Source organism: Blastocatellia bacterium (assembly GCA_025055075.1).
Classification (GTDB): domain Bacteria; phylum Acidobacteriota; class Blastocatellia; order HR10; family HR10; genus HR10.
Genome location: JANWYV010000053.1, coordinates 70,373 through 95,936, shown reverse-complemented (window position 1 = coordinate 95,936; position 25,564 = coordinate 70,373). Strand labels below are relative to the sequence as shown.

The following is a 25,564-nucleotide window of genomic DNA, read 5'->3' as shown; positions in this document are numbered from 1 at the left end:
ATGACGGAAAAGCGACATCCGCTCGATCCGATCTTCAAGCCGCGCTCCATCGCCGTCATCGGCGCTTCCCGAAAGAAGGGATCCATCGGATGGGAGATCCTCCACAATATTGTCGAGTACGAGTTCAACGGCAAGGTCTTTCCCGTGAACCCCCACGCCGAGGTCATTCACTCCATCAAATGCTTCCCCAGCGTTCTCGACATCCCGGATCCGGTGGACTTGGCGATCATCGTCGTCCCGAAAGAGGAGGTCCTTCGGGTCGTAGAGGAATGTGGGCGGAAGGGCGTGCGCGGCTTGGTCGTCATCACGGCCGGTTTCAAAGAGACCGGTCCCATAGGGTTCGAACGCGAGCAGAAGCTCGTCGAGAAGATCCGACAGTATGGCATGCGCATGATCGGTCCAAACTGCATGGGGATCATCAACACAGATCCGACCGTGCGATTGAACGCGACTTTTGCGCCGACGCGTCCTCTGCCTGGACGCATCGGATTCACGTCGCAATCGGGTGCCCTCGGGGCAGCTATCCTGAATGTGGCGGAACGTCTTGGTCTCGGCTTCTCTATGTTCGTCTCGATGGGCAATAAGGCCGATGTCTCCGGCAATGACCTACTCGAGTATTGGGAGGACGACCCCCACACGGACGTCATCCTCATGTACTTGGAGTCCTTCGGAAATCCCCGAAAGTTCACGCAACTGGCACGACGCGTGACGAAGAAGAAACCGATCATCGCCGTGAAAGCGGGACGTACGGCCGCTGGCGCGCGCGCGGCTTCTTCCCATACCGGGGCTCTCGCTGGGCTCGACATCGCGACCGAGGCGTTGCTTGAACAATGTGGGGTACTGCGCGCGCTCTCGATCGAAGATCTGTTCGACCTGGCGATGGCCTTCGTCCATTGCCCGATCCCGAGCGGGAACCGCGTGGCCATCCTCACCAATGCCGGGGGCCCGGCCATCATGGCGACGGACGCATGCGTCAACTTCGGCTTGAAGATCGCCGAGCTGGCGCCACGCACCCGTGCGCAATTGCGCGCGCGCTTGCCCGAAGAATGCACGGTCGAGAACCCCGTTGATCTCATCGCGAGCGCCGATGCGACGACCTATCGCTTCGCCCTCGATCTCCTGCTCGCGGACGAGAACGTGGACGCCGCGATCGTCATCTTCGTCCCCCCGATCATGGTGAATCCACACGAAATCGCCGACGCAATCGCCGACGTCACGGCCCAACATGAGAAACCGGTGCTCGGCGTCTTCATGGCGCCGGAGGACTTCTTCCGCCAGATGCACCAACGTCCGAGCCGCACCTTCCCCATCTATCAGTTCCCGGAATCCGCCGCCCGCGCGCTCTCAGCCTTAGTCGCGTACCGAGAGCGTCGCGATCGGGAGGACGGAGAGATCCGCACCTTCGAGGTCGGACGGGAGATCGTCGAGCATATCTTCGCAACCGTTCGCCGAGAAGGACGAACGGAGTTGAACTCCGCCGAAGCGCTCACTGTCTTGGACGCCTACGGCGTGCCCGTCTGCCGCTTCGGCTTTGCGCGCACGCTGAAAGATGCGCTGACCGCCGCTCACGAGATCGGATACCCGGTCGTTCTGAAAGTCCTCGCCCGCACCCTGACGCACAAGTCGGAGATCGGTGGCGTCATCGTGGACGTGCGCACGGACGAGGAGCTCATTCGTAGCTTCCAAACACTCATGGAACGCGTCGAGCGCCATGGGTTGAACGAGGCGCTTTATGGAGTGCTCGTCCAAGAGATGATCCGCGGCGGTCGCGAGGTCATCCTGGGCGTCCTCCAAGATCCCCAGTTCGGGCCGCTGATCATGTTCGGACTCGGAGGCATCTACGTGGAATCTTTGGCCGATGTCGTCTTCCGCGTCTGGCCGATTACCGATCGCGATGCCCGTGAGATGATCCGCTCGATTCGCAGTTTCCCCATCCTTAAAGGGACCAGAGGGGAATCCCCCGTGGATTTCCTCGCACTGGAAGAAGCCCTGATGCGCCTCTCGCAATTAGCCGGGGACTTTCCCGAGATCGCGGAACTAGACGTGAATCCCTTCCTCGCGTCCTCCGTCCCAGGGGCCAGCAAGGCTGTGGATGCTCGCATCCGGCTGAAATAGGATCCTGGCCCACAACGAAAAAACGGGGACAGGGCTCTTCTCCTGAGAGCCCCGCCCCCGTTAGCCCTTCCGCCTCAGTACTCCATCTCGGCCGGAGCCGGAGCCCGCTCCTTCTTCTTCTCCGGGATCTCGGAGACGAGCGCCTCAGTCGTCAGAAGCAAGCCGGCAATGGACGCCGCATTCTGCAGGGCGATGCGGGAGACCATCGCCGGATCAATGACCCCAGCCTTCACCAAGTCCTCGAACTGCTCCGTTTGCGCGTTGAAGCCGAAGTTCTCATCCTTAGCCGACTTCACGCGCTCAACGACGATGGAACCTTCCCACCCGGCGTTTTGCGCGATCCAGCGCAGCGGCTCCTCCAACGCCCGACGCAAGATGTTCACGCCCGCATTCTCGTCCGGATCATCGAGCTTGAAGTCCTCCAGAGCGCGCAGGGCGCGGATGTACGCCACGCCACCGCCAGGAACGATTCCCTCCTCAACAGCCGCCTTCGTCGCGTGCATGGCATCTTCCACGCGCGCCTTCTTCTCCTTCAGCTCCGTCTCCGTCGCAGCGCCGACCTTGATCACCGCTACCCCACCGACGAGTTTGGCCAGTCGTTCCTGGAGCTTCTCGCGATCGTAATCCGAAGTCGTCTCCTCGATCTGGGCTCGAATCTGACGGACGCGCGCCTCGATCTCCGAGGGCTTGCCCGCGCCTTCGACAATCGTCGTGTTATCCTTGTCCACGACGATCTTCTTGGCCCGACCGAGGTCCTCCAAGCGGACGTTTTCCAGCTTGATGCCAAGGTCTTCAGTGATCGCCTTGCCCCCAGTCAGGATCGCAATGTCCTGAAGCATGGCCTTGCGCCGATCGCCAAACCCGGGCGCTTTCACCGCACACACTTGTAGCGTCCCGCGCAGCTTGTTCACCACGAGCGTCGCTAACGCCTCGCCCTCAACATCCTCAGCGATGATGAGCAACGGCTTGCCGCTTTTGGCGATCTGCTCCAAAAGCGGAAGCAGGTCCTTCATCGAGCTGATCTTCTTCTCGTGGATGAGAATGTACGCGTCCTCCAGCACGCACTCCATGCGCTCGGGATCCGTCACGAAATACGGCGACAAATACCCGCGGTCAAACTGCATGCCTTCGACGACCTCCAGCTCCGTTTGCATCGTCTTGGACTCCTCGACCGTGATCACGCCGTCCTTGCCAACTTTCTTCATCGCCTCGGCAATCAAATTCCCGATCATCGTATCGCCATTGGCTGAGATCGTCCCGACATGCGCGATCATGTCGCCTTTGACAGGCCTGGCCATCCGCTTGATCTCCTCCACGACCCGTTCGACCGCCTTATCGATTCCCCGCTTGAGCGCCATCGGATTCGCTCCCGCCGCCACCATCTTCACTCCTTCGCGGAAGATTGCCTGCGCTAGCAATGTCGCCGTCGTCGTCCCATCACCCGCCACATCCGAGGTCTTCGACGCGACCTCCCGCACCATCTGCGCGCCCATGTTCTCCAGCTTGTCCTCCAACTCAATCTCCTTCGCCACGGTCACCCCGTCCTTGGTGATGACCGGAGAACCAAACTTCTTCTCCAGAACGACATTGCGACCCTTCGGGCCAAGCGTCACCTTCACGGCGTCCGCCAATTTGTTGACCCCGCGAAGAATAGCTTGTCGCGACTCTTCACCCGTGACGATCATCTTCGCCGCCATATCCCATTCACCTCCTCCTCAAAAGTTTTTCATTTGCTGGCCGACTTGGCCTTCGAGGCCGTTTCGATCACCGCGAGGATCTCATCCTCGCGCATGATCAGGTACTCCTCGTCATCAATTCGAACTTCGGTCCCGGCATATTTGCCGAAAAGCACCCGATCTCCGACCTTCACATCAAGGGGAATCTTCGTGCCATTCTCTAGAATCTTCCCATTCCCAACAGCGACGACTTCCCCTTGCTGGGGCTTCTCCTTCGCCGTGTCCGGGATGATAATCCCTCCGCGGACTTGCTCCTCCTCTTCCAACCGTTTCACCACCACACGATCGTGCAAGGGACGAATATTCAAAGCCATACCCACCTCCTGCATTAAAGTTTTCGCACCTTTCAAACTTGATTCAGTTGAGATTATATAATCTGCGTGTCTTACTGTCAAGATGCGCCCATCGTCATCCCTCGTATAAGCTCGATTCCCGTGTCAAGGTTTGTTAAATATAATTTACTATGGCTTGATTAAATTTTACATCTTGACTTTCTGAGAAAGTATGATATACTATGGGTGCAGTTTGAAAAAATGAAACGAAGGAGGAGAGCGCATGAGAGGAGAGAATGGACAGCTCGATCTGGCGACGCTACTTCTAGCGTTGCTCGCTGCTTTGCAGCTTCTGGGAAGCGGCTCATGCCCCATCCCAGGAGTGACACGATGATGAGGCCCAATGGGCTCGTGACACTTTCTAAGGAAAGGAGGCAAAGACTATGCGGACCCAATTCGGACAACTTGACTTAGCAACGCTCCTTTTGGCTCTGCTGGCGTTGGCCGCGCTGTTGGGATCCGGACAATGTCCGATCCCGTAGGGCGTCTCTCATTTGAGGACGCTGCGTGCCGACGCGTACAGCGTCGAGCTTCTTCATAAACCTCCTCCGGGGACCTCCGATGGAGGTCCCCACCTTCAAGCAAGAGAATCTATTTAGGAGGGCGAAGGGATATGGCAACGGCGGCGGCTCAGGTTATGTCAGATTTGGAATTGGCTCGAGCTTCAGCCCAGGGGAAGATGGAAGCGTTCGAGCGAATTTATCGAATGTACCACCGGCGAGTGTATTCGTTGTGCCTGCGACTTGTTGGCAACGTTACTGATGCGGAGGATTTGACCCAGGAAGTCTTCCTCCACCTCTATCGAAAGATCGGGAGTTTCCGAGGAGATGCAGCCTTCACGACGTGGTTGCACCGGCTGACGACGAACCTCGTCCTGATGCATCTTCGGAGGCGACGACCGAGCTACGAGCCGATGGAGGATACCGAGGTGAAGGCTCTCCTGGAGACTCGCCGAGCCGATGAAGGGATGTCTCAGATCGTAGACCGTATTGCATTGGAGCGCGCGCTAATGGCCTTACCCATCGGCTATCGGACGATCTTGGTGCTGCACGATATTGAAGGCTACGGGCACGAGGAGATCGCCCAAATGCTGGGGGTCACTGTCGGGACGACGAAATCTCAGCTTCACAAGGCGCGGCTGCGACTCCGACGGCTTTTGAAGCGGCGGCGTTAAATGCGCGATCGGCTCATGGGAAGTCCGCGTGGTAGACCACCCGACCAGCGACCAAGGTTGCCCGTATGGTCCCGGTGAGATGCCATCCCTCAAAGGGTGTATTGCGGCCCTTCGAGCGAAACTGTTCAGCCCGGACGATGAACGGGCGCGTCGGATCCAAGATGGTGATATCGGCGGTGGCGCCTGACCTCAATGTCCCCCCGGGGAGGTTCATGATACGGGCAGGATTTGTCGAGAAGAGCTCCACCAAGCGCATCCATCCGATGATGCCCCGATGGACGAGGCGGTCAAGTGCGAGGCTGACGGCCGTCTCCAGCCCCACGACGCCGAAGGGGGCGCGCTCGAATTCGAGGGCTTTTTCATCGGGATGATGCGGGGCATGATCCGTCGCAATGGCGTCAATGGTTCCATCGGCGAGGGCCTCATGGATCGCTTGGACATCTCGCTCCGTTCGTAAGGGGGGATTCATCTTGGCGTTGGTATTGTAGGTGCAGACCGCTTCTTCCGTGAGGGTGAAGTGATGGGGCGTGACTTCGCAACTGATTCGGACGCCGCGACGTTTCGCTTGGCGCACCAACTCGATGGAGAAGGCGGTGCTCAAATGGGCCAGATGTACATGAGCGCCCGTCAGCTCGGCCAAGATGATATCTCGCGCCACGTGCACCTCTTCGGCCGCGGCGGGAATCCCCTTCAACCCAAGGCGTAGGGACCACAACCCCTCGTTCATGACGCCTCCGGCTGAGAGATGCTTGTCCTCGCAGTGATCAATGACGGGGATATCCAACTGCCGAGCGTACTCCATGGCCCGACGTAGGATCTGAGCATTCATGACGGGTTGGCCATCGTCGCTGATGGCGACGATGCCGGCTTCCCGCATCTCGCCGATCTCGGCCAGAGTTTCTCCCTTTGATCCCTGTGTGATAGCACCAATGGGATAGACGCGCACGGCACCGACCTCACGGGCTCGCTCGAGGATGAAGCGCGTCACGGCCCGATTATCGTTGACTGGCTGCGTGTTGGGCATCGCGCAGACGGCGGTGAAGCCTCCTGCTGCAGCCGCTTGCGTGCCGGTCTCAATGGTCTCGACGTCCTCGCGACCGGGCTCGCGCAAATGGACGTGAAGATCAATGAATCCCGGGGCGACGATGCATCCGCTCGCGTCGAGGACCTGTGCGTCGGGGACTGAGATTTCTGGGGCGATCTCCCGGATGATTCCATCTTCGATGAGGAGATCCCCTTTCATCTCCAAGCGCTCGGAGGGATCCACAATGATCCCAGACTTGATCAGCACCCGCATCGGCAGAAATGATAGGGGGAACCGATGCCTCGGTCAAGACATTCGCGCTTTCCGGTTGAACTTCTCCGCCTTTTCTGGTAACCTAAAGGCCGTCGCCGGAGCGGTCACAAGCAAGGGGCAGACCTGCAGGTGGACGCCGGTGCATTGACACGAGAAAAGGGGCGAGTATAATTCGGGGCTTTCGAACATGTACGTGGATCTGGCACAGCTTGAACACGACGAGCTGTGTGTCGAGCACGAATACGCGGCCGGAGAATTGGAACTGGAGGATACGGAGATTGCGCTCTGCGCCCCGCCGCGTGTGCGCTTTCGACTCCAGCGGCTTGGTCTGGAGATCCGCATTGAGGGACGGATCGAAGCGGAAGTCGAGGCGCAATGCGATCGGTGTTTGAGGGCGTTTCGATTCACGGTGACTCCGGATTTTGACGTCCTCTACGCCCCGCTGGCTGTACTCACGCCGGAAGAGGAGGTTCAGTTGACCGAACGCGATCTCCGATTTGGCTTCTACCAGAACGAGCTGATTGATATTGATGCCCTCGTGCGGGAGCAGATTCGCCTGGCCCTTCCGTTTCGTCTGCTCTGCCGAGAGAACTGTCGCGGACTGTGTCCGCAGTGCGGAGCGGATCTGAATCACGAGGTTTGTCGCTGTGCGCCGCCAGTGGATGTCCGTTGGGCGGCCCTTTGGGAACTGAAGCGGCGGATGGAAGATTCCTGAGGACGGCCGCACAGCGGGAATTCTTTCGGGAGGTCTACGACGATGCCAAATCCGAAGCGTCGTCACTCGAAATCGCGTCGGGGGAAACGGCGGGCGCACGATGCCCTGACCCCTCCGAACCTCACCACGTGCTCGCAGTGTCGAGAACCGGTGCTGCCGCACCGCGTGTGTCCTCGCTGCGGGTATTATAACGGGCGCGAGGTCATTCCCGTGAAAGAGTGATATGTTGCGCATCGCGCTCGATGCCATGGGGAGCGATCGTGCGCCGGAGCCCGAGGTGGAAGGGGCCGTGTGCGCGGCGCGAGAGCAGGATCTGACGATCGTGCTTGTGGGGCCGGAAGCCGCGCTTCGCGAACGGGTGCGGCGGCAAGGTGCGGACGCGCGCATCGAGATCGTGAATGCCTCCGAGGTGATCACGCCCGACGAACCGGTGGCCCAAGCTATTCGAAAGAAGCGCGACTCGACAATTCATGTGGGGTTGCGACTCGTTCATGAGGGATATGCGCACGCGTTCGTGAGCGCGGGCAACACGGGAGCGATCATGGCGGCGGCGAAAATGATCTTGAAGACGCTCGGCTCGATTGATCGTCCGGCGCTGGCCGCCGTCCTGCCGACATTCGCCGGAAAAAGGGCTGTTCTCATCGACGTCGGGGCGAATGCCGAATGCCGTCCCTCGCATCTGGTGCAGTTCGCCATCATGGGGGACATTTATGCCCGCTTGATCCTGGGCATCGCGTCCCCACGGATCGGTTTGGTTTCCATCGGCGAGGAAGAGGCCAAAGGAAATGAATTGACGCGCGAAGCCTATAAGCAATTGGAGCGCTCGGGCCTTCACTTCGTCGGGAATGTCGAGGGACAGCACATCTACATGGGGGATGTGGACGTCATCGTCTGCGATGGATTCACGGGCAACGTCATTTTGAAGACAAGCGAAGGCGTCTTCGACCTGCTCCGCGCGGCGCTGCAACAGGAATTGCGGCGCACGTTTCGGACACGGCTCGGAGCGTGGTTGGCGCGTCAGGCGTTCGAGCGTTTTCGCCGACGCTTCGATTATTTCGAATCCGGTGGGGCACCGCTTCTGGGCGTTCGACAGGTATGCCTCATCTGTCACGGTCGCTCCGATAGTCGGGCCATCAAGAATGCGATTCGCATCGCGAAGGAGTTGGTCGAGCGTCGCGCTCCTGAGCAAATCGAACGAGAAATCGCGAGAGTGCAAGAGGCCGACGGCGAACGCATCGAAGCCAAGTCGTGAGCTTTTGACGGAGACGTTGTCGGTCATGGATGTTCATCCGAGGGGGAGGATCATGAAGACGGTGAACGCAGGGATCACGGGAACTGGGCATGCGCTCCCGGAGGAGGTCATCACTAACGCCGACTTGGAGAAGATGGTAGATACCTCCGATGAGTGGATCTCCACGCGCACGGGGATCAAGGAGCGGCGCAAGGCGCGTCCGGACGAATACACGTCGACGCTGGCCGCGCGCGCGGCGCGTCATGCCATGGAGATGGCGGGCGTAGAGGCCAAAGACCTCGACATCATCATCTGCGCGACGGTCTGCCCGGACATGACCTTGCCGGCGACGGCGTGCATCATCCAGTCGCTTTTGGGCGCGAAGCGGGCGGCGGCCTTTGACCTCGCCGCCGCCTGCTCGGGCTTCATTTATGGCCTGACGCTCGCCGAGGGGATGATCAAGGCGGGACGCGCGCGCACGATCCTGCTCATCGGTGCGGAGCTGCTCACCCGATATGTGGATTATACGGATCGCTCGACGTGCGTCATCTTCGGAGATGGAGCTGGCGCGGCGATCGTCCAACCGGTGGAGGATGGGCGGGGGCTGCTGGCCGCGCGGATTCAAAGCGATGGTGATTACGTGGACTACCTGTATACGCCTGGCGGAGGGACGCGCTATCCGGCCTCTATCGAGACCGTGACCAATCGCCTGCACTACATCAAGATGCGAGGGAACGAGCTTTTCAAGGTCGCCGTGCGCAGCATGGAGGAGATCTCTCGGCAAGTGCTCGATGACCTGCGCATGTCGCCCAATGACATTGATCTCTTCATCCCGCACCAAGCAAACCAGCGGATCACCGAAGCGGTGGCCGAGCGCTTGGGATTGCCTGCGGAGAAGGTCTACTCGAACATTCATCGCGTGGGGAATACCTCTTCGGCCTCCATCCCCATCGCGCTCGACGAGTGCGTGCGCGCGGGCCGGGTGAAGCCGGGCGATCTGCTCATGATGGCGAGCTTTGGCGCGGGCGTCACCTTCGGCGCGGCCGTTCTTCGGTGGTGAGGGGGCTGTCGTATGAGTCGGATTGCCTGCGTCTTTCCCGGTCAAGGTTCGCAATATAGCGGGATGGGCCACCGGATGGCCGAAGCGTATGCGTCCGCGCGGGAGGTTTTCGAGCGCGCTGATGCTGCGCTTGGATTCCCCATCAGTCGGTTGTGCTTCGAAGGCGACGAGGAGGAGTTGAAGCGAACGGAAAACACGCAGCCGGCGATCTTGACCACCTCGGTGGCGTGCTATCGCGTCCTGGAGCAAGCGGGCGTGCGCCCTGACTTCGTCGCCGGACATAGCCTGGGTGAATATACGGCGCTCGTGGCCGCTGATTCCCTCGCTTTCGAAGATGCTGTCGGGCTAGTGCGGCGGCGCGGCCAATATATGCAAGAGGCCGTTCCCATCGGACAGGGGGCGATGGCGGCGATCCTCGGCGCTTCGGTGGAGGTCGTCGAGCAGGTCTGCCGAGAAGCGGCCGAGGGGCAGGTCTGCGCTCCAGCCAATTTCAATTCGCCGCAGCAGATCGTGATCGCCGGCCACAAGGAGGCTGTCGAACGAGCTATCGCGCTGGCCCGAGAGCGCGGAGCGCGACGCGTCGTCCTCCTTCCGGTGAGCGCGCCGTTTCACTGCGCCCTCATGCAACCGGCCGAAGAGCGCTTGGCTGCAGATCTCGCTCGCGTAGCTTTTGCCGATCTGAAGATTCCGCTTGTGAACAATGTGGAGGCAGCGATCGTCACCTCGGGGGAGGCCGCTCGTGAAGGATTGCGCCGTCAGGTCTCGCGTCCAGTGCGATGGGAGGAGTCGGTCCGGCGATTGTTGGCCGAAGGGGTCACGACGTTCATTGAGGTTGGCCCTGGGCGCGTGCTCTCGGGCCTCATTCGACAGATCGATCGCTCGGTCCGGACGCTCGCCGTCGAGGATCCCGATTCGCTCGAAGAGACGCTTAAGGAGTTACGAGCATGATTCGCTTGGAGGGACGCGTCGCCATCGTGACGGGAGCTTCGCGAGGCATTGGTCGCGATTGTGCTCTCGCGTTGGCCGAACATGGCGCCGATGTGGCGCTCTTGGCGCGAACGCGCGAGAAACTGGAGGCCGTCGCTGAGGAAATTCGCCAACGAGGGCAACGCGCGCTAGCTCTTCCAACGGACGTGACCGAGGCCGAGCAGGTGAAAGCGGCCGTCGCGCGCGTGCTCGACGAATGGGGGCGCATTGACATCCTGGTGAACAACGCGGGCATCACGCGCGACGCCCTCCTGCTGCGCATGAAGCGCGAAGATTGGGACTTGGTCTTGCACACGAATCTGACGAGCGTCTTCCTTTGCTGTCAGGCCGTTCTGCCGACGATGCTGCGGGCACGCTATGGCCGGATCATCAACATCACCTCGGTCATGGGGCAGATGGGGAACGCGGGCGTCTCCAACTACGCGGCCTCAAAGGCAGGGATTATCGGATTCACGAAAGCGCTCGCGCGCGAGGTCGCCTCTCGCAACGTCACGGTCAATGCTATCGCGCCGGGATTCATTGATACGGATATGACGCGCGTCTTGAACGAAGATGTGCGCCGACAGATGCTCGCTCTCATCCCCCTTCAACGAATGGGCACCGGCGCGGATGTGGCGGCTGGTGTCGTCTTCCTCGCGTCGGAGGAGGCCGGTTACATCACCGGCCACGTCCTCAACATCAATGGAGGGCTCTACATGTGATGCCGCTCCGTTGATCGCTTGGCACAGGCGGCGTAAAATTACGCTTCAACCATTGGACAAGGAGGGACGACGTATGGCGGATCCAACGATTGAGGAAAAGGTGAAGCAAATCATCGTGGACGAATTGGGGGTGGACGAGTCCGAGGTCACGCCGAACGCGCGCTTTGTCGATGACTTGGGAGCGGACTCGCTCGATACGGTGGAACTGGTCATGCGCTTTGAGGAGGAGTTCGGCATCGAGATTCCGGACGAGGACGCGGAGAAGATCGTCAGCGTCCGGGATGCTATTGAGTACATCGAGAAGCACAAGAAATGAGGAGGCCTCTTCCGCTCGCGCGTGGGCGAGCGGAAGAGGAGACAACGGGAGGGAAACGTGAAGCGACGAGTCGTAGTGACGGGAATCGGTTTGATCTGCGGCCTCGGCAATACGACCGAAGAGACATGGCGCGGGCTGATCGAAGGGCGTAGCGGTGTGGATTACATCACGCACTTCGACGCCTCCGGATTCCCCGTTCGCTTCGCGGCGGAGGTGAAGAACTTCGATCCGCTGAAGTACATCGAGAAGAAGGATGTCAAGAAGATGGACCCGTTCATTCACTTCGCCATCGCCGCGGCTCAAGAGGCCGTGGACGATGCCGGATTGAAGATCACGCCGGAGAACGCCGAGCGCGTCGGCGTGTACATCGGTTCGGGGATCGGAGGCTTCTCGGTGATCGAACGCGAGCACCAGAAGTTTTTGGAAGGCGGACCGGGGAAGATCTCCCCCTTCTTCATTCCGGCGGCGATCGCGAATCTCGCGGCTGGTCAGGTTTCAATTCGGTTTGGCGCACGCGGGCCCAACAGCGCCACGTGCACAGCCTGCTCGGCGGGAGCGCACGCCATCGGCGATGCATTCAAGATCATCGAGCGGGGGGATGCTGACGTCATGATCTGCGGCGGGGCGGAAGCAGCCGTCACGCCGATGGGCGTGGGTGGTTTCGCCGCCATGCGCGCGCTCTCGACCCGTAACGAGGAACCGCAGCGTGCCAGCCGTCCCTTCGACCGCGATCGCGATGGGTTCGTCATCGGCGAGGGCGCGGGGATTCTCGTCTTGGAAGCCCTCGAACACGCGCAGGCGCGAGGGGCGCGGATCTACGCGGAGATCGTCGGTTATGGGATGTCCGCCGATGCCTACCACATCACCCAGCCACCGGAGGACGCCAACGGCGCCATCCGCGTCATGCAGTACGCGCTGCGGGACGCCGGCATCGCGCCCGATCAAGTGGACTACATCAACGCGCATGGGACCTCGACCTATTACAATGACAAGCTGGAGACCTATGCGATCAAGCGCGTCTTCGGCGAACATGCGTATCGGCTCGCCGTCAGCTCGACGAAATCCATGACAGGGCACCTGCTCGGCGCTGCCGGGGGATTGGAGGCGGGCATCACCGTATTGGCCATTTACCACCAGACTCTTCCCCCGACGATCAACTACGAGAATCCCGATCCCGAATGCGATCTCGATTACGTCCCGAACCGGGCGCGTCGAGCCGAAATCCGATATGCCCTCTCGAACTCCTTCGGCTTCGGCGGCACCAATGCCGCCCTTCTCTTCAAACGCTACGAGGAATGAGCGTATGCGGATCATCGTTTGCATGAAGCAAGTCCCCAAACGCGATCTCGCCCTGCGCCTCAATGAGGCCGGGACTTGGATCAGGGAAGCGGACTTGAGCTGGGAGGCCAACGAACCGGACACGTATGCGCTCGAAGAGGCCCTGCGGTTGAAGGAGCGGTTCGGAGGGGAAGTCGTCGTTTGCTCGCTCGGACCGGCGCGCGTAGAGCAGCTCATTCGAGAAGCGCTCGCCAAGGGCGCGGACCGGGCGCTGCATCTTGTAGATCAGGCCTTCGAAGGACTGGACGCGTTCAACGCGGCCCGCGTGCTGGCCGAAGCGCTGCGCCGCGAATCGTTCGATCTCATCCTCACGGGGCTGCAGTCGGACGACTATGGCTACGCGCAAACGGGCGTCTTGCTCGCTGAGCTGCTCGGGCTGCCGCACGCGACGATCGTCATGCAGATCGAGATGCTCGACGGGCGCGTGAAGGTGAAGCGGGAATTGGAGGCGGGATGGTTCCAATGGGTCGAACTCCCCCTGCCGGCGCTCTTGACGATTCAATCCGGGATCAATCAACCGCGTTACGCGACGCTCAAAGGCATCATGGGCGCGAAGAAGAAGGAGATTCGCCGCCTGACGCTCGCCGATCTCGGCCTCGCGGCCGATGAGCTGCGCAACAAACAGGAGCTGGTGCGCGTCTTCTTCCCCACGAAGGTGAAGCGCACGGAGTTCCTCGAGGGCTCGCCGGAAGAGGTCGCCGCCCAGCTCATCGAGAAATTACGCTACGAAGCGAAGGTCTTGTGAGCCTCCACAAGGAGCGAACGCGATGGGCTCTTCGATTCTTGTCATCGCTGAACACCGTGAGGGAAAGCTCGACAAAGGGACGTGGGAAGCGCTCGTGGCCGGACAACGTCTGGCCGCGCAAGTGAACGGAACGGTATCGGCTGTTCTGCTCGGACAAGGGGTCGCGACGCTGGCCAATGAGCTGGCCTCGAAGATGCTGCGGGAAGTCCTCGTCATCGAAGACGAGCGCTTGGCCGAATATACGCCCGATGGATACACGGCTGCACTCGTGCCGGTGCTTCGTCAGGAGGCGCCGGACTTCGTCTTCATGAGTCACACCTATCAGGCGCGCGATTTCGCGCCGAAATTGGCCGCGGCCCTCGGCAAGGCGCTCGTGAGCGACTGCATCGGATACCGCGTTGAGAACGGAACGGTCATCTACACGCGACCGATCTTCCAGGGGAAGCTCAATGCCGAAGTGCGCTTCGCCGACGATCCGCCGTATTTGGTCACATTCCAAGCTGGCGCTTTTCGCGCCGATGAAGTGGAAGCAGCGGCGACACCTGCTCCCATTCGCGCACTCGCGGTGGACCTCAGTCAGGTGACGATCCGGGTGCGTCCGCTGGAACGGTTTCGCGAAGCGAAGCAGGCTGTGGACCTCAGCTCGGCTGAGCGCATCGTCGCTATCGGACGTGGGATCAAAAGCGAGGAACATCTCGCCTTGATCCGGAAGCTCGCTGAAGTTCTCGATGCGGAGATCGGGGCCTCTCGCCCTGTGTGCGACAGCGGATGGCTACCTATGGATCGGCAGATCGGCAGCTCCGGCCAGACCGTTTCCCCAAAGTTATATCTCGCCATTGGCATCTCCGGAGCGATTCAACACGTCGTGGGGATGAAAGGTTCTCGCACCATCGTCGCCATCAATAAGGACCCGGAAGCCCCGATCTTCGACATTGCCGACTACGGGATCGTCGGAGATCTCTTCGAAATCGTCCCCGCTCTCATCAAGGCGCTCGAACAGCTCAAGGAACAATCCATTTGACGTGAAGAGCCAGACATAGCAGAGGCGGCGAAGGACATCCCCCACGGGACGTTGGCCCGTTCATGAGGTGATCTCTCCCGATTCACCTCGACGGGGAAGGACCTCGGTCGCTCGGGCGAACGGGGCTCGACCTTCAACCCGACGGCTCTCTCCCCTTCTGCTGTTCGCATAGATCCTCACAATCACTCCGCCGTCGCGACGGTCATCCACAACCGCCGATTCGTTTCAGCGACCTCGCTGGGGGCGAATTCATCCCCCTTTCAGTTCGAACGGTTCGGCGCGCCGCTGTGATATAATTGCTTTGAAAGCACGGATGAGAGGAGGTGGTCAAGATGAGAGGATGCGCGTGGGGAGTTTTCCCCTTCGGCTTCGGCTTTTACATTGACTGGAGAGACATCGAGGACGTGTGGTTCTTCGGTCGCCGCTTCTACACGCGCCGAGAGAAGATCGAATACCTGAAGCGGCTCAAGGAGAAGCTCGAACGAGAGCTGCAAGGGATCGAAGAGCGGATTCGAGACCTGGAGGCCCAAGAGGCGGCGTCTCGATGATCTCTCGGCGAGAGGGATCGGCCGATGAGTGGCGAGCATCCTCGCCTTCTCCTCAATCCCCATTTGCGTTCCCTCGACGACGTCCAGCTACGTCGTCGCGTGTATGAGTTCGCCGATCTCTCGTCTTACTCCTTCTGGGAGCGGTGGAGCATACGAGCGCTCGGTTGGCTCGGCTATTGGTGGATTGCAGCGTTCGGGCGGACCATCCGATGGACGGTCGTAGATGGACACTATCACGAGGAGATTCGGCGCGCGGGGAAACGGATCATCTACGCGTTCTGGCACAATCGCATCTTCCTGGCGACATGGTTCTGGCGGCATCGCGGCATCGTCGTTATGACGAGCCAGAGCTTCGACGGAGAATACATCGCCCGCTTCATCCAGCGATTCGGATACGGGGCCGCGCGCGGATCCTCTACGCGTGGTGGGAACCGCGCTCTCTTGGTCATGGCGGCGTGTCTGCATCGCGGGCTCGACGTCGCCTTCACGATAGATGGGCCACGCGGGCCGGTCTACGTCGCCAAAAAGGGCGCCGTGATGCTCGCTAAGCTCACGGGGCAAGCGATCTTGCCGTTTCACATCTCGGCCGAAGCATTCTGGGAGCTGCCGAGCTGGGACCGCTTTCAAGTCCCTAAGCCATTCACGCGCGCGGTCGTGCTGCTGGGCCCGCCGATCACGGTTCCTGCGGATGCCGATGATGCTCTCCTACAGCAAAAGCACGCGGAGCTTCAAGCCACACTCGATGCGTTGCGCGAACGCGGCGACCGATGGTTTCAGCGGTGATCACTCTCACAAGATGATGCGCGCGTCGCCTACGCGGCGCGTCACGTGCTGACGATCGAGGTATTCCAAGAGCGGGATGGCGTATTTTCGCGAGACCCCCGTGAGCGCTTTGAAGGTCCCGACATCGAGCATCGTGCTAACGGACTTCTGCTGGCGCACACGCTCGATCAATTCTTGCAGTGCCTCGGCGGCGAACGTATGTTCGCCTACTCGCACGAGCGCCCCACGGTGAAGCAGGAGTTGATAGAGCTTTCGCGCTTTCTCAGGATCGAGCTGCCGTCGCTGGATCACCTCTTCCAAAGTCGGAGGCTGCCATTTCGCTTCTCGAAAGATTTCGAGGAGCGTCCGCTCGATCTCCGCCTCCTCTTCCGAGAGTCGGATCGCATGCGTTGCCAATCGCACCCACTCTCGTTCGACGTGGAATTCGGGCTCTTGGCCGAGTCGAGCCAAGAGCTCCGTGGCAGCGAATTCGGGGACATCGCGCAGGAGTAAGGCGCGCACATCGCGATGTGGCATCCCTGGATTCAGGGGGTACTCTTGATGAAACGCCGCGAGCGCACGCTGTAATGTCGCCTTCACTTCCTCATACGCGGCGCGAGCGAGGAAATACCGAGGAGTGCTCGCAAGCTCAATGAGTCGTCCCGCCATGCAGTGCGCGCGCAGGGCGTCTTGAAGATGCGAATCCAACAAGTCCGTGCGCGCGACGAGTTCCGGATAACTCATCCCGCGTTTTCCGGCCCCCTCCACCCAGAGCGCGAGCCGTTCCCGCGCGTCCGCCGCTTCGACCTGGAGGAGCGCAGCGACGACCGCCTCTCGATCCCCTGCTCCGAGACGAAAGGCGCGGTGCTTCTCCGGCAAAGCATCTAGGACTTCTCCCCCGCCGATGGTCAATGGGGGCGAATATCGCCGGACGATGAAGCGATCGCCCGGCAAGACGAACGTCGGCGACTCCAATCGAAATTGCACGAGTCCCGACTCCCCCGGACGCAATTCCGTTCGATCGAGCAACACGACGCGAGACAGGATTTCTGCCGTCCCGACGTGCAATCGCAGGCGTGTGCGCGTTTGCACCGCTTGCGGCGCTGTTGGCAAAAGCTCCAAGCGGGCGTCTATGCGAGATGTGGGAACGAACCGACGGCTCGACACGACAACCTGACCGCGCTCGAGGTCCTCGACGGCGACTCCTTGCAGATTCATCGCCGTCCGCTCCCCAGCAACGGCCACCGATACCGACTGCCCATGCACCTGAAGGCCGCGAATTGTCGCGCGGCGCTGCGAGGGGAGAATATCCACTTCGTCGCCGATGGCGAATTGACCGGCGATCAGAGTCCCCGTCACGACCGTCCCGAACCCTCGCACAGTGAAGACGCGATCAATGGGTAAGCGCGGGACGGCATCGCGTCGCTTCTCGGCCACTGTCGCTGCGATCCCGGCGAGCGCCGCTTTCAGTTCTTCGATCCCCTCTCCGGTGCGCGCGCTCACGCGCACGATCGGCGCCCCGTCCAGAAAGGATCCGGCCACCAGATCGCGCACTTCCGCCTCCACCACCTCCAGCATCTCCTCGTCCACCAGATCCACTTTGGTGATCGCGACCAATCCCGACTTCACGCGCAGGAGACGGCAGATGTCGAAATGCTCGCGCGTCTGCGGCATCACGGATTCGTCGGCCGCTACGACGAGCAGCACGAGATCAATCCCGTGAGCACCAGCGAGCATGTTCTTGATGAAGCGCTCATGTCCGGGAACGTCCACAAAGCCCAAGCGCGTCTGCCCAAGGGTCAAAAAGGCGAAGCCGATGTCGATCGTGATCCCCCGCTCCTTCTCCTCCTTCAGCCGATCTGTATCAATCCCCGTCAGGGCCTTCACCAGGGCTGTCTTGCCATGATCAATATGTCCGGCCGTGCCGACAATGATATGCCGCATTGTCTTCTCTTCCTGAAAGCGTCACGCGGGATCAAAATGCGAGGCATGCCTATTCAGGCTTTCTCTCAGGTGGCTTCCCGGCGGGCTTCTCCGTCTTCTCTTTTCCCTCAGGCTCGGGTTCGATATCCCCGATCTCGATTTTGCCGCTGAACCGCCGATAGTTCGTATAGCGAATCACCATGCGGACGCGGACGGATCGTCCTGGGAAATCCAAGACATCGTCCGCATACGTGTAGGTTGGGAACCAGAGCTTGTCTTCGATGTTCTCGCGATACGTCTCAAAGCGCGGGAACTTGTTCTCCCGATCTTCGGGCAAGCCCTTCCCTTGCACCTTCACGATCATCAGGTCCACCGTATCCACCCAAATGCGCCCCTGGAAATAACGCTCGTGCATCTTCTTCGGGTCGGGCGGACGCCGGGGGCGAACCTCGAAGACATAGGTGTCGATCTCATCAATGCGTTCCCGCCCGAGATAGGTGACGGTGTACTTGGGCAGGTCTTCCAGGCCGAGCGCGAAAGGCTGAATCCCGGCGAAGTCGGCGAAATCGTATTGCGTGATGACGATCTCGCGAAGCGTGGGGACGGGGAAATAGAGGATGCGTTCCTCGCGCTCGCCACGATCGTTCACAATGATCTCGGAGACGCGCCGAAACTCTCCGGTCACGAGTCCGCGCGGGCCGAGCGTCTGGATGGTGATGTCCTGCCGGAAGACGAAGTTCTTGAACTCCTGGCGCAATCGGCTCTCGTTGGCGGCGAACTTTCGGATGATCTCCTCGACGGGGACGCCGTCTATAGTCTGCTGGGCTGGAATCGGCGACGGCGTCCCGCGCGCAACGGAGAGAACGCTAAAGAGGAGCGCCGTGAGGACAATGGCCTTCAGCATCACCCGATTTCGCACTCCCTTCTTCATCATCGCATCACCTCACACGTTTCAATTCTACAGGCTCGCTCGCCGTTCGTACATGGTCAAGCGGCCGCGCCCCATATTTCTGGCCGGTTTCGCGAAAGAGGAGCGCCATGGCGAGACGACAACAATGCCTTCAGGGACGCTTCTCATAGGCTTCGCGTAAGGCTTCGCCGACGATGTAGAAGCAGACGAGGGTGAGCACCATGATCCCCGCTGGGAAGACAAGCAGCCATGGTGCGACGCTCATCGCTTGCACGCCCTCGTAGACGAGCGCTCCCCAACTCGCCTGCGGTGCTTGAAGCCCCAACCCGAGGAAGCTGATGAAGGCCTCTTGCAACATGACCGAGGGGATGGTGAGCACGGTATATGCGACGATCGGCCCGCTCGCGTTCGGAAGGAGATGCCGAATGAGGATCGTCCCTGTTCCTGCGCCCGCCGCGCGCGCTGCTTCGATGAAAGGCTCGTTCTTAAGCGCCAGGACATGTCCGCGCACGATGCGCGCCAACGTCAGCCATGAGACCGCCCCCAAGGCGGCAAAGAGCAACACCAAGCGGACGCCCGGCCCTCGAAGCCACTCGGCGATCGCTCCATCCGGACGGAGCCGAAGGAGATAGATCACCGGATCCACGACCTCTGGATCGGCGAACAATGCCATCAGCACGAGCACCAAGAACAGATACGGGAGCGAAAACAAGACATCCACGACGCGCATCATCACTTCGTCCACGCGCCCGCCGAAATATCCGGAGATGGCGCCGTAGACCACGCCAATGGTCGTCGAGATCGCCGTCGCGACGAGGGCCACCAGCAGAGAGAGGCGCCCGCCATGAAGAAGGCGAGCCAACAGATCGCGCCCCAAGATGTCCGTCCCCAGGTAATGTCCGTTCGCCCAACTCGGCGGTGAGAGCCCAAGCTCCAAATCCGTTTGATCGTAGCCGTATGTGAGCCACATCGGGCCGATCAAGACGGCGATGCCCACAAGGCCGAGGAACCCGGCAGCCAAGAGCGCCGAAGGACGTTCTCGGAAAAGTCGCCACATCTGCATCCCCGATGATTTCTCGCCTTCCGATCGCACGCTGTTCACGCCTCCCCTCCTCTCCCGACAGCGACGCGCGGATCCAAAAGGGCGATCGCAATGTCCACGAGCAGATTGAGGACGATCAGGGCGATCGCCGTGAAGGAGACGATCCCCAAGATCAGCGTGTAATCGCGATTGAAGGCCGCTTGAACGAAGAAATGGCCGAGGCCGGGGATGGCGAAGATCCTCTCGATGACGACGGTCCCCGCCAAAAGAAATGCCAGCGATGGACCGGTGAATGAAAGGACAGGCAGAAGCGCTGGACGCAATGCATGCCGCAGCAGGATCGTACGCGGAGGAATGCCTTTGGCATGAGCCGTTCGGATGTAGTCTTGGGCGAGCGCTTGCTGCACACCGCTTTGCGTCAAGCGCGCGATATAGGCGACGTAAGCAGCCGAGAGCGTCACCACGGGCAGCACGAGATGTCGCCCTTCGCCCCATCCCGCCGGCGGGAGCCAGTAGAGCGTCAAACTGAAGAGAAGGACCAAAAGAGGTCCAAGCACGAAATTCGGCGTCACCACGCCTAAGACGGCCAGGCCCATCAACGCGCGCACTCCTGCCGATTGGGGGCGGAGGGCCGCCAGAATGCCTAATGGCAAGCCGAGGCTAAGGGCCAGCGCATATGCCGCCAATCCAATGGGCACCGAGACGCGAAGCCCTTGGCGCATGATCTCGCCCACTGTCGCATCGGGATAGCGATAGGAAGGCCCGAAATCCAACCGTATGAGCCCGCGCATGTAGTTCGCATACTGGACGTACCAAGGCTTGTCCAAGCCATAGTGACGATCCAGATGCGCTTCGATCTCCACCGGCACAGCGCGCTCCCGACGAAATGGCTTCCCGGGCGCCCACCGCACCAAGAAGAACGTGAGCGTGAGGATGAGCCAGAGTAGCGGAAGGGCCCAAAAGATGCGTTTGAGGATATACCTCCCCATCGCCCTATCGCCCTGAGAGGCCGAGCGCGATCTCCCCGCGCTCAATAGCGACGAATTTCAGTGGATGCCGATCGAGAACATTAGCGTACCATCCGCGAACATAGGGCTTCAGAAGGAAGCTGGTGACCGAACTGTAGATCGGAATGATCGGCAGGTCGTCAAGCAACACTTCTTCAGCGCGGGCTAGCAGCGCCATTCGCTGACGGACGTCAGGTTCCGCATTCGCCTGTTGGACGAGCCGATCGTACTCGGGATTCGCCCAACCGGTCGGGTTGTTCGGACTCGTCGAGAGCATAGAATCGAGGAAACTCGTCGGATCGCTGAAATCGGCTGAGAAACTCCGTCGCGCGATATCGAACTCTCCAAGCCGCACGGTATTCAAGTAGACCTGCCACTCCTGATTGACCAGCTCGACGCGAATGAAGGGGAAGATGCGTCGCCAATCAGCTTGCAGAGCCTCGGCAATCTGGGCGTGTAGCGCGCCCGTGTTGTAGAGGAATCGAAAGCGAAGACCGCGTCCCTCAGGGTATCCCGCGGCCGCTAGAAGCTGCCGTGCGCGCTCCGGATCATAGCCGATCCCCGATGGGCGCGGATACGCGCCTTGGAAATCCGAGGGGGTGAAAGTGCCCGATGGTTGCTGTCCTGCCGCGAGCAATCGCCGACAGAGACGCTCTCGATCAATGGCGAGCGCTAAGGCCCGCCGCACGCGCCGATCGCTCAATGGGGAACGGCGCACATTCACCAAAAGGAAGTAACTGAGCAGGTATGGGCCGGAGACATAATCCTGCTTCTGACGCAGTCGCCGAAGCGCGTATGGAGGCAGCAACCCGCTCACCAACACATCCAGCTCGCCCGCCTTGTAGAGATTCAAAAGCGTCGTCGCTTCGTCATACGGATAGAAGATCGCGCGTTGGAGTCGCACGCGTGCAGCGTCCCAATAGAGCGGATTCTTCTCCAGGACGACGCGCCGCCCCGGCGTGAACTCCACGAGCCGAAAAGGGCCATTGCTCACGATATGCTCGGGGCGCGTCCACGCGCGTCCGTAGCGCTCGACCACTTCTCGGGGGACCGGTCGGTAGACTCCGATAGCTGTGAGCTTGAGAAAGAAGGCCGTCGATGCCTCCATCTCCACTTCGAGCGTGACGTCATCGAGCGCGCGTACGCCGACATCCGCCGCGCTCAAGGTCACCGCCTCCCAAGAGTGAGCGCTCAAACGACGGCGCAATTCATGAAGATGTCGCGCCTCGGGAGGTACATCTCCGCGCCGAATGCGCTCCAGCTCTTCCGGCGCGAGCATCAGTTCGCGCCCAAGGGCATCGGTGAGAAATCGTCCCGTTCGCCGATCGCGCACTTTCACTTTTCCCGTATTATAGGCCTCGGCGTTCCTGATGTAGTACAGCAAGTACGCATTCGGTGAGGCCGTTTCCGGAGCCAGGGCGCGGCGCCAAGAGTAGACGAAATCCCATGCCGTCACCGGACGCCCGTTGCTCCAACGGGCCGAGCGGCGCAAACGGAAACGGAAGCGCGTGGCTCGCTCGTTCACCTCCCAGGCCTCGGCGACGGCAGGGATCGGATCCAATGTCACCGGATCGTACTCGGTCAGGCCTTCGAAGAGATTGATCAAAATCTGCTCCTCGACGCTGCCGGGCGCTCGATGCGGATCGAGCGATGCAGGATCAGCGCCGTTCCCCACGCGGAGGATGGCCTCACTCGGAGGCTCGATCTTCCCAAAGTACGCAGTCGGACGCGCGCACGAGCTGAACAACAGGAGTCCAATGCCGATATACCCAATCCGCCTCATTGTCTGAGCAAAGGAGCGATAGACCTTACCATGCCCAACACGCGGGCGCAAGGCCTTGGACTTTCGGGCACGCGGCCGCTTTACTTCCCGTCCATTCTGTGCTAGTCTTTTCTAACTTGAAGAGGCAGAAAAACTTGAGTGCGAGGGAGGCGGTATCGCCCGTGGCTTTGACGAAGGACGTCAAACGGGAGTTGATCGAGAAGTTTCGCGTGCACGAGAACGACACAGGATCGCCAGAGGTGCAAGTGGCGATCCTGACGTATCGGATCGCGCAACTGACTGAGCATTTCAAGACGCACAAGAAAGACTATCACTCGCGCCGGGGATTATTGAAGCTGGTGAGCAAGCGCCGCCGACTGTTGGAGTATCTGAAGCGGACCGACAGTCGGCGCTATTACCAGCTCATTGACCGGCTCGGGTTGAGAAAGTGACTTGACGCGACGACAGTACGGCCACGCTCAACAAGAGGCGGATGGGAGACGCGATCCGGGCCGGAAGATCATGCGATCCTTCGGATCGCGGGAAGTCCCTATCGGCGGCTTCTTCGCCTCAAGAGTCAGCGTGGCTTTCCCAATACAAACTTGGCCAGGAGTAAGTTCCTCGCCCTCCTCAGGAGGGCGGTCGGGAGCTGACTCGATATTTTTCACCCGAAGTGCAGAGGATGAAGACGATGGTTTTGAGCGATTCCATTGAGATCGGCGGAAAACGAATCACTCTGGAGACGGGGCGGATTGCCCGACAGGCTGATGGGGCCGTGCTCATCCGTTTGGGGGAGACGATCGTGCTCGTGACAGCGGTAGCTGAGAAGGAACCGCGCGAAGGAGTGGATTTCCTCCCCCTCACGGTCGATTACCGCGAGAACAACTATGCGGCGGGACGAATCCCGGGCAACTACTATCGCCGCGAGGGGCGACCGACGGAGAAAGAGGTTCTCACCAGTCGTTTGATTGATCGGCCCCTGCGGCCGCTCTTCCCCGAAGGCTATCGCTGCGAGACGCAAATCATCGCGCTGGTCGTCTCCGCTGATACGGACTATGATCCCGACATCTTGGGGATCACGGGGGCCTCGGCCGCGCTCTACTTCTCGGACATCCCCTTCTTCGAGCCGGTCGGCGGCGTTCGCGTCGGCTTGATCGACAACCACTATGTCTTGAACCCCACCTATGAGCAGACGCGACAGTCGCGGTTGAACCTTGTCGTTGCGGGGACGGAAGATGCTCTCGTGATGGTGGAGTGCGGCGCGAAGGAAGTCCCCGAAGAGGTCATCGTCGAAGCGCTCGTCTTCGCTCACTCGGAGATCAAGAAGCTGTGCGCGTGGCAGAAAGCGCTCGGCGAGAAACTGGGCATCCGCAAGCGCGAGGTCGTCCCACCGGTGCTCGACGCCGAGGTCGTGCGTGCGGTGGAGGCGACCTGGGGCGCGGAGCTGCGTCAGGCGCTCGATGTCACCAACAAGACGAAGCGGGAGAGCCAGGATGCCTTGATGCGTCTCCGGCAGCGGATCTTGGAAGCAACGCCCGAAGAACAGCGCGAGATGACAGCGCGTGCCTTCGAGTTCCTGCGCGAGCGCTTCTTCCGCGAGGACATCCTCATCCATCGGCGTCGCCCCGACGGGCGTCGGTTCACGGAGATTCGTCCCATCGAATGCGAGGTGGGATTACTGCCGCGCACGCATGGCAGTGCGCTCTTCACGCGCGGGGAGACGCAGGCTCTGGTGACGACGACGCTCGGCACCCGAGAGGACATCCAGTATCTGGACAGCTTGGAGTTCGGAGAGATTGAGCGGCGGTTCATGCTCAACTACAACTTCCCGCCGTTCTGCGTGGGCGAGGTGGCGCGCTTAGGGGCACCGAGCCGACGTGAGATCGGCCACGGCGCGCTGGCTCATCGGGCGTTGGAACCAGTCCTGCCATCGGAGGACGCCTGGCCCTATATCATTCGCGTCGTCTCCGAGATCACCGAGTCCAACGGGTCCTCTTCCATGGCGACCGTTTGCGGCGGGAGCCTCTCCCTCATGGACGCCGGCGTACCGATCAAAGCGCACGTCGCTGGGATCGCCATGGGCCTGGTCATGGAGGAGGATAAGTACGCGATCCTGACCGACATCGCGGGGGCCGAGGATCACTACGGGGACATGGACTTCAAAGTCGCCGGCACGCGCGAGGGGATCACAGCCCTGCAGATGGACATCAAGATCAAGGGCGTGGATGCTGAGATCCTCTCGCAGGCGCTCGAGCAAGCGAAGGAAGCGCGCCTGGTGATTCTGGACAAGATGGAGCAGACGATCGCTCGACCGCGCTCGGACATCAGCCCCTACGCGCCGCGTATCTTCACTATGCAGATCCCGCCCGAGAAGGTGCGCGACGTGATCGGCCCTGGGGGGAAGGTCATCCGCAGCATCGTCGACAAGACCGGGTGCAAGATCGACATCCTCGACGATGGGCGCGTACACATCGCCTCGACGAACAAGGAAGCGGCCGATCAGGCCATGCAGCTCATTCGCGATCTCACGATGGAGATCGAGGTGGGCAAGACCTATGTCGGTCGCGTCTCCCGCTTGACCGAATTCGGCGCCTTCGTCGAGATCGTCCCGGGGACGGAAGCGCTCTTACACATCTCGGAGATCGCTCCGCATCGCGTGCGGGATGTTCGCGAGGTGCTCAAGGAGGGGGACATCATCAAGGTCAAGTGTATCGCCAACGATGGCATGGGGCGCATTCGGCTGAGCCGCAAGGCACTGCTTCTAGAGCAGGATCGCTCCACGCGCAAGCGCGTGGAAGAGCGGCCCCGAACGGAAGAGCGCTCCCGTCGGCCTCGTCGGTGA

Annotated in this window: 24 protein-coding genes; 16 read left to right on the top strand and 8 right to left on the bottom strand. The window is 60.7% G+C overall.

The window, feature by feature from the left end; genetic code table 11:
- Positions 1–2,115, top strand: a complete 2,115-nt coding sequence (locus NZ746_12115) for an acetate--CoA ligase family protein (protein ID MCS6818101.1) — start codon at positions 1–3, stop codon at positions 2,113–2,115.
- Positions 2,116–2,189: 74 nt separating this feature from the next.
- Here the strand turns inward: NZ746_12115 and groL are convergent, their stop codons facing one another.
- Both groL and groES read right to left on the bottom strand, forming a co-directional pair.
- Positions 2,190–3,812 (bottom strand): chaperonin GroEL, encoded by a 1,623-nt coding sequence (gene groL / locus NZ746_12110; GenBank protein MCS6818100.1) that lies wholly within the window; start codon positions 3,810–3,812, stop codon positions 2,190–2,192.
- A 29-nt stretch (positions 3,813–3,841) separates the two neighbouring features.
- On the bottom strand, positions 3,842–4,165 hold the full coding sequence (gene groES / locus NZ746_12105) for a co-chaperone GroES (GenBank protein MCS6818099.1): 324 nt from the start codon (positions 4,163–4,165) through the stop codon (positions 3,842–3,844).
- Positions 4,166–4,796: 631 nt separating this feature from the next.
- Between groES and NZ746_12100 the strand changes: the two genes are divergently transcribed.
- Complete coding sequence (locus NZ746_12100; protein MCS6818098.1) at positions 4,797–5,357, top strand: sigma-70 family RNA polymerase sigma factor; 561 nt, start codon at positions 4,797–4,799, stop codon at positions 5,355–5,357.
- 13 nt (positions 5,358–5,370) lie between these two features.
- On the opposite strand, the gene NZ746_12095 is transcribed toward NZ746_12100, so the two are convergent.
- Positions 5,371–6,654 (bottom strand): dihydroorotase, encoded by a 1,284-nt coding sequence (locus tag NZ746_12095; protein ID MCS6818097.1) that lies wholly within the window; start codon positions 6,652–6,654, stop codon positions 5,371–5,373.
- Positions 6,655–6,841: 187 nt separating this feature from the next.
- Between NZ746_12095 and NZ746_12090 the strand changes: the two genes are divergently transcribed.
- The 12 genes from NZ746_12090 to NZ746_12035 all read left to right on the top strand — a co-directional run bounded on the left by NZ746_12090 (position 6,842) and on the right by NZ746_12035 (position 16,099).
- Positions 6,842–7,369 carry a DUF177 domain-containing protein gene (locus tag NZ746_12090; GenBank protein ID MCS6818096.1) on the top strand — a complete coding sequence of 176 codons (528 nt, stop codon included), beginning with the start codon at positions 6,842–6,844 and terminating at the stop codon, positions 7,367–7,369.
- A 42-nt stretch (positions 7,370–7,411) separates the two neighbouring features.
- On the top strand, positions 7,412–7,591 hold the full coding sequence (rpmF, locus tag NZ746_12085; GenBank protein MCS6818095.1) for a 50S ribosomal protein L32: 180 nt from the start codon (positions 7,412–7,414) through the stop codon (positions 7,589–7,591).
- Position 7,592: 1 nt separating this feature from the next.
- Positions 7,593–8,621: a phosphate acyltransferase PlsX gene (gene plsX / locus NZ746_12080; GenBank protein MCS6818094.1), complete on the top strand. Its 1,029-nt coding sequence runs from the start codon at positions 7,593–7,595 to the stop codon at positions 8,619–8,621.
- A gap of 61 nt (positions 8,622–8,682) precedes the next feature.
- Positions 8,683–9,660: a ketoacyl-ACP synthase III gene (locus NZ746_12075; GenBank protein ID MCS6818093.1), complete on the top strand. Its 978-nt coding sequence runs from the start codon at positions 8,683–8,685 to the stop codon at positions 9,658–9,660.
- Between the two features lie 12 nt (positions 9,661–9,672).
- The gene (fabD, locus tag NZ746_12070) at positions 9,673–10,608 is read left to right on the top strand and encodes an ACP S-malonyltransferase (protein ID MCS6818092.1); all 936 of its coding nucleotides are present in this window, start codon (positions 9,673–9,675) and stop codon (positions 10,606–10,608) included.
- Entirely contained in the window at positions 10,605–11,348 is a 744-nt protein-coding gene (fabG, locus tag NZ746_12065; GenBank protein MCS6818091.1) for a 3-oxoacyl-[acyl-carrier-protein] reductase, read from the top strand. Before fabD ends, fabG begins: the two co-directional genes overlap by 4 nt.
- Before the next feature lie 73 nt (positions 11,349–11,421).
- Positions 11,422–11,664, top strand: a complete 243-nt coding sequence (locus NZ746_12060) for an acyl carrier protein (protein ID MCS6818090.1) — start codon at positions 11,422–11,424, stop codon at positions 11,662–11,664.
- A gap of 57 nt (positions 11,665–11,721) precedes the next feature.
- Positions 11,722–12,963, top strand: a complete 1,242-nt coding sequence (fabF, locus tag NZ746_12055; protein ID MCS6818089.1) for a beta-ketoacyl-ACP synthase II — start codon at positions 11,722–11,724, stop codon at positions 12,961–12,963.
- Between the two features lie 4 nt (positions 12,964–12,967).
- Positions 12,968–13,747, top strand: a complete 780-nt coding sequence (locus NZ746_12050; protein MCS6818088.1) for an electron transfer flavoprotein subunit beta/FixA family protein — start codon at positions 12,968–12,970, stop codon at positions 13,745–13,747.
- Between the two features lie 22 nt (positions 13,748–13,769).
- Positions 13,770–14,768, top strand: coding sequence for an electron transfer flavoprotein subunit alpha/FixB family protein (locus tag NZ746_12045; GenBank protein MCS6818087.1), 999 nt, complete (start codon positions 13,770–13,772; stop codon positions 14,766–14,768).
- A 332-nt stretch (positions 14,769–15,100) separates the two neighbouring features.
- A complete protein-coding gene (locus NZ746_12040; GenBank protein MCS6818086.1) occupies positions 15,101–15,316 on the top strand; it encodes a hypothetical protein in 216 nt (71 codons plus the stop codon).
- A gap of 24 nt (positions 15,317–15,340) precedes the next feature.
- The gene (locus NZ746_12035) at positions 15,341–16,099 is read left to right on the top strand and encodes a lysophospholipid acyltransferase family protein (protein MCS6818085.1); all 759 of its coding nucleotides are present in this window, start codon (positions 15,341–15,343) and stop codon (positions 16,097–16,099) included.
- Positions 16,100–16,105: 6 nt separating this feature from the next.
- Here the strand turns inward: NZ746_12035 and selB are convergent, their stop codons facing one another.
- The 5 genes from selB to NZ746_12010 form a co-directional block, all read right to left on the bottom strand.
- On the bottom strand, positions 16,106–18,022 hold the full coding sequence (selB, locus tag NZ746_12030) for a selenocysteine-specific translation elongation factor (GenBank protein MCS6818084.1): 1,917 nt from the start codon (positions 18,020–18,022) through the stop codon (positions 16,106–16,108).
- Between the two features lie 49 nt (positions 18,023–18,071).
- The gene (locus NZ746_12025) at positions 18,072–18,935 is read right to left on the bottom strand and encodes a hypothetical protein (protein MCS6818083.1); all 864 of its coding nucleotides are present in this window, start codon (positions 18,933–18,935) and stop codon (positions 18,072–18,074) included.
- A gap of 127 nt (positions 18,936–19,062) precedes the next feature.
- The gene (locus tag NZ746_12020; protein MCS6818082.1) at positions 19,063–20,013 is read right to left on the bottom strand and encodes an ABC transporter permease; all 951 of its coding nucleotides are present in this window, start codon (positions 20,011–20,013) and stop codon (positions 19,063–19,065) included.
- On the bottom strand, positions 20,010–20,942 hold the full coding sequence (locus NZ746_12015; protein MCS6818081.1) for an ABC transporter permease: 933 nt from the start codon (positions 20,940–20,942) through the stop codon (positions 20,010–20,012). Before NZ746_12015 ends, NZ746_12020 begins: the two co-directional genes overlap by 4 nt.
- Before the next feature lie 4 nt (positions 20,943–20,946).
- Positions 20,947–22,743 carry a peptide ABC transporter substrate-binding protein gene (locus tag NZ746_12010; GenBank protein ID MCS6818080.1) on the bottom strand — a complete coding sequence of 599 codons (1,797 nt, stop codon included), beginning with the start codon at positions 22,741–22,743 and terminating at the stop codon, positions 20,947–20,949.
- A 161-nt stretch (positions 22,744–22,904) separates the two neighbouring features.
- Here NZ746_12010 and rpsO point away from each other — a divergent pair, with 161 nt between their 5' ends.
- Together rpsO and pnp are read left to right on the top strand one after the other, a co-directional pair.
- Positions 22,905–23,174: a 30S ribosomal protein S15 gene (rpsO, locus tag NZ746_12005; GenBank protein MCS6818079.1), complete on the top strand. Its 270-nt coding sequence runs from the start codon at positions 22,905–22,907 to the stop codon at positions 23,172–23,174.
- 230 nt (positions 23,175–23,404) lie between these two features.
- Positions 23,405–25,564: a polyribonucleotide nucleotidyltransferase gene (pnp, locus tag NZ746_12000; GenBank protein MCS6818078.1), complete on the top strand. Its 2,160-nt coding sequence runs from the start codon at positions 23,405–23,407 to the stop codon at positions 25,562–25,564.

Excerpts from the sequence above, each read along its gene's own strand:
- NZ746_12100 (MCS6818098.1), top strand. The coding sequence starts at position 4,797 with ATGGCAACGGCGGCGGCTCAGGTTATGTCAGATTTGGAATTGGCTCGA.
- NZ746_12115 (MCS6818101.1), top strand. The coding sequence starts at position 1 with ATGACGGAAAAGCGACATCCGCTCGATCCGATCTTCAAGCCGCGCTCC.
- NZ746_12035 (MCS6818085.1), top strand. The coding sequence starts at position 15,341 with ATGAGTGGCGAGCATCCTCGCCTTCTCCTCAATCCCCATTTGCGTTCC.
- NZ746_12095 (MCS6818097.1), bottom strand. The coding sequence starts at position 6,654 with ATGCGGGTGCTGATCAAGTCTGGGATCATTGTGGATCCCTCCGAGCGC.
- NZ746_12010 (MCS6818080.1), bottom strand. The coding sequence starts at position 22,743 with ATGAGGCGGATTGGGTATATCGGCATTGGACTCCTGTTGTTCAGCTCG.
- NZ746_12025 (MCS6818083.1), bottom strand. The coding sequence starts at position 18,935 with ATGATGAAGAAGGGAGTGCGAAATCGGGTGATGCTGAAGGCCATTGTC.
- plsX (MCS6818094.1), top strand. The coding sequence starts at position 7,593 with ATGTTGCGCATCGCGCTCGATGCCATGGGGAGCGATCGTGCGCCGGAG.
- groES (MCS6818099.1), bottom strand. The coding sequence starts at position 4,165 with ATGGCTTTGAATATTCGTCCCTTGCACGATCGTGTGGTGGTGAAACGG.
- selB (MCS6818084.1), bottom strand. The coding sequence starts at position 18,022 with ATGCGGCATATCATTGTCGGCACGGCCGGACATATTGATCATGGCAAG.
- fabD (MCS6818092.1), top strand. The coding sequence starts at position 9,673 with ATGAGTCGGATTGCCTGCGTCTTTCCCGGTCAAGGTTCGCAATATAGC.
- NZ746_12060 (MCS6818090.1), top strand. The coding sequence starts at position 11,422 with ATGGCGGATCCAACGATTGAGGAAAAGGTGAAGCAAATCATCGTGGAC.
- NZ746_12040 (MCS6818086.1), top strand. The coding sequence starts at position 15,101 with ATGAGAGGATGCGCGTGGGGAGTTTTCCCCTTCGGCTTCGGCTTTTAC.
- groL (MCS6818100.1), bottom strand. The coding sequence starts at position 3,812 with ATGGCGGCGAAGATGATCGTCACGGGTGAAGAGTCGCGACAAGCTATT.
- NZ746_12015 (MCS6818081.1), bottom strand. The coding sequence starts at position 20,942 with ATGGGGAGGTATATCCTCAAACGCATCTTTTGGGCCCTTCCGCTACTC.
- NZ746_12045 (MCS6818087.1), top strand. The coding sequence starts at position 13,770 with ATGGGCTCTTCGATTCTTGTCATCGCTGAACACCGTGAGGGAAAGCTC.
- fabG (MCS6818091.1), top strand. The coding sequence starts at position 10,605 with ATGATTCGCTTGGAGGGACGCGTCGCCATCGTGACGGGAGCTTCGCGA.
- rpmF (MCS6818095.1), top strand. The coding sequence starts at position 7,412 with ATGCCAAATCCGAAGCGTCGTCACTCGAAATCGCGTCGGGGGAAACGG.
- pnp (MCS6818078.1), top strand. The coding sequence starts at position 23,405 with ATGAAGACGATGGTTTTGAGCGATTCCATTGAGATCGGCGGAAAACGA.
- NZ746_12090 (MCS6818096.1), top strand. The coding sequence starts at position 6,842 with ATGTACGTGGATCTGGCACAGCTTGAACACGACGAGCTGTGTGTCGAG.
- NZ746_12050 (MCS6818088.1), top strand. The coding sequence starts at position 12,968 with ATGCGGATCATCGTTTGCATGAAGCAAGTCCCCAAACGCGATCTCGCC.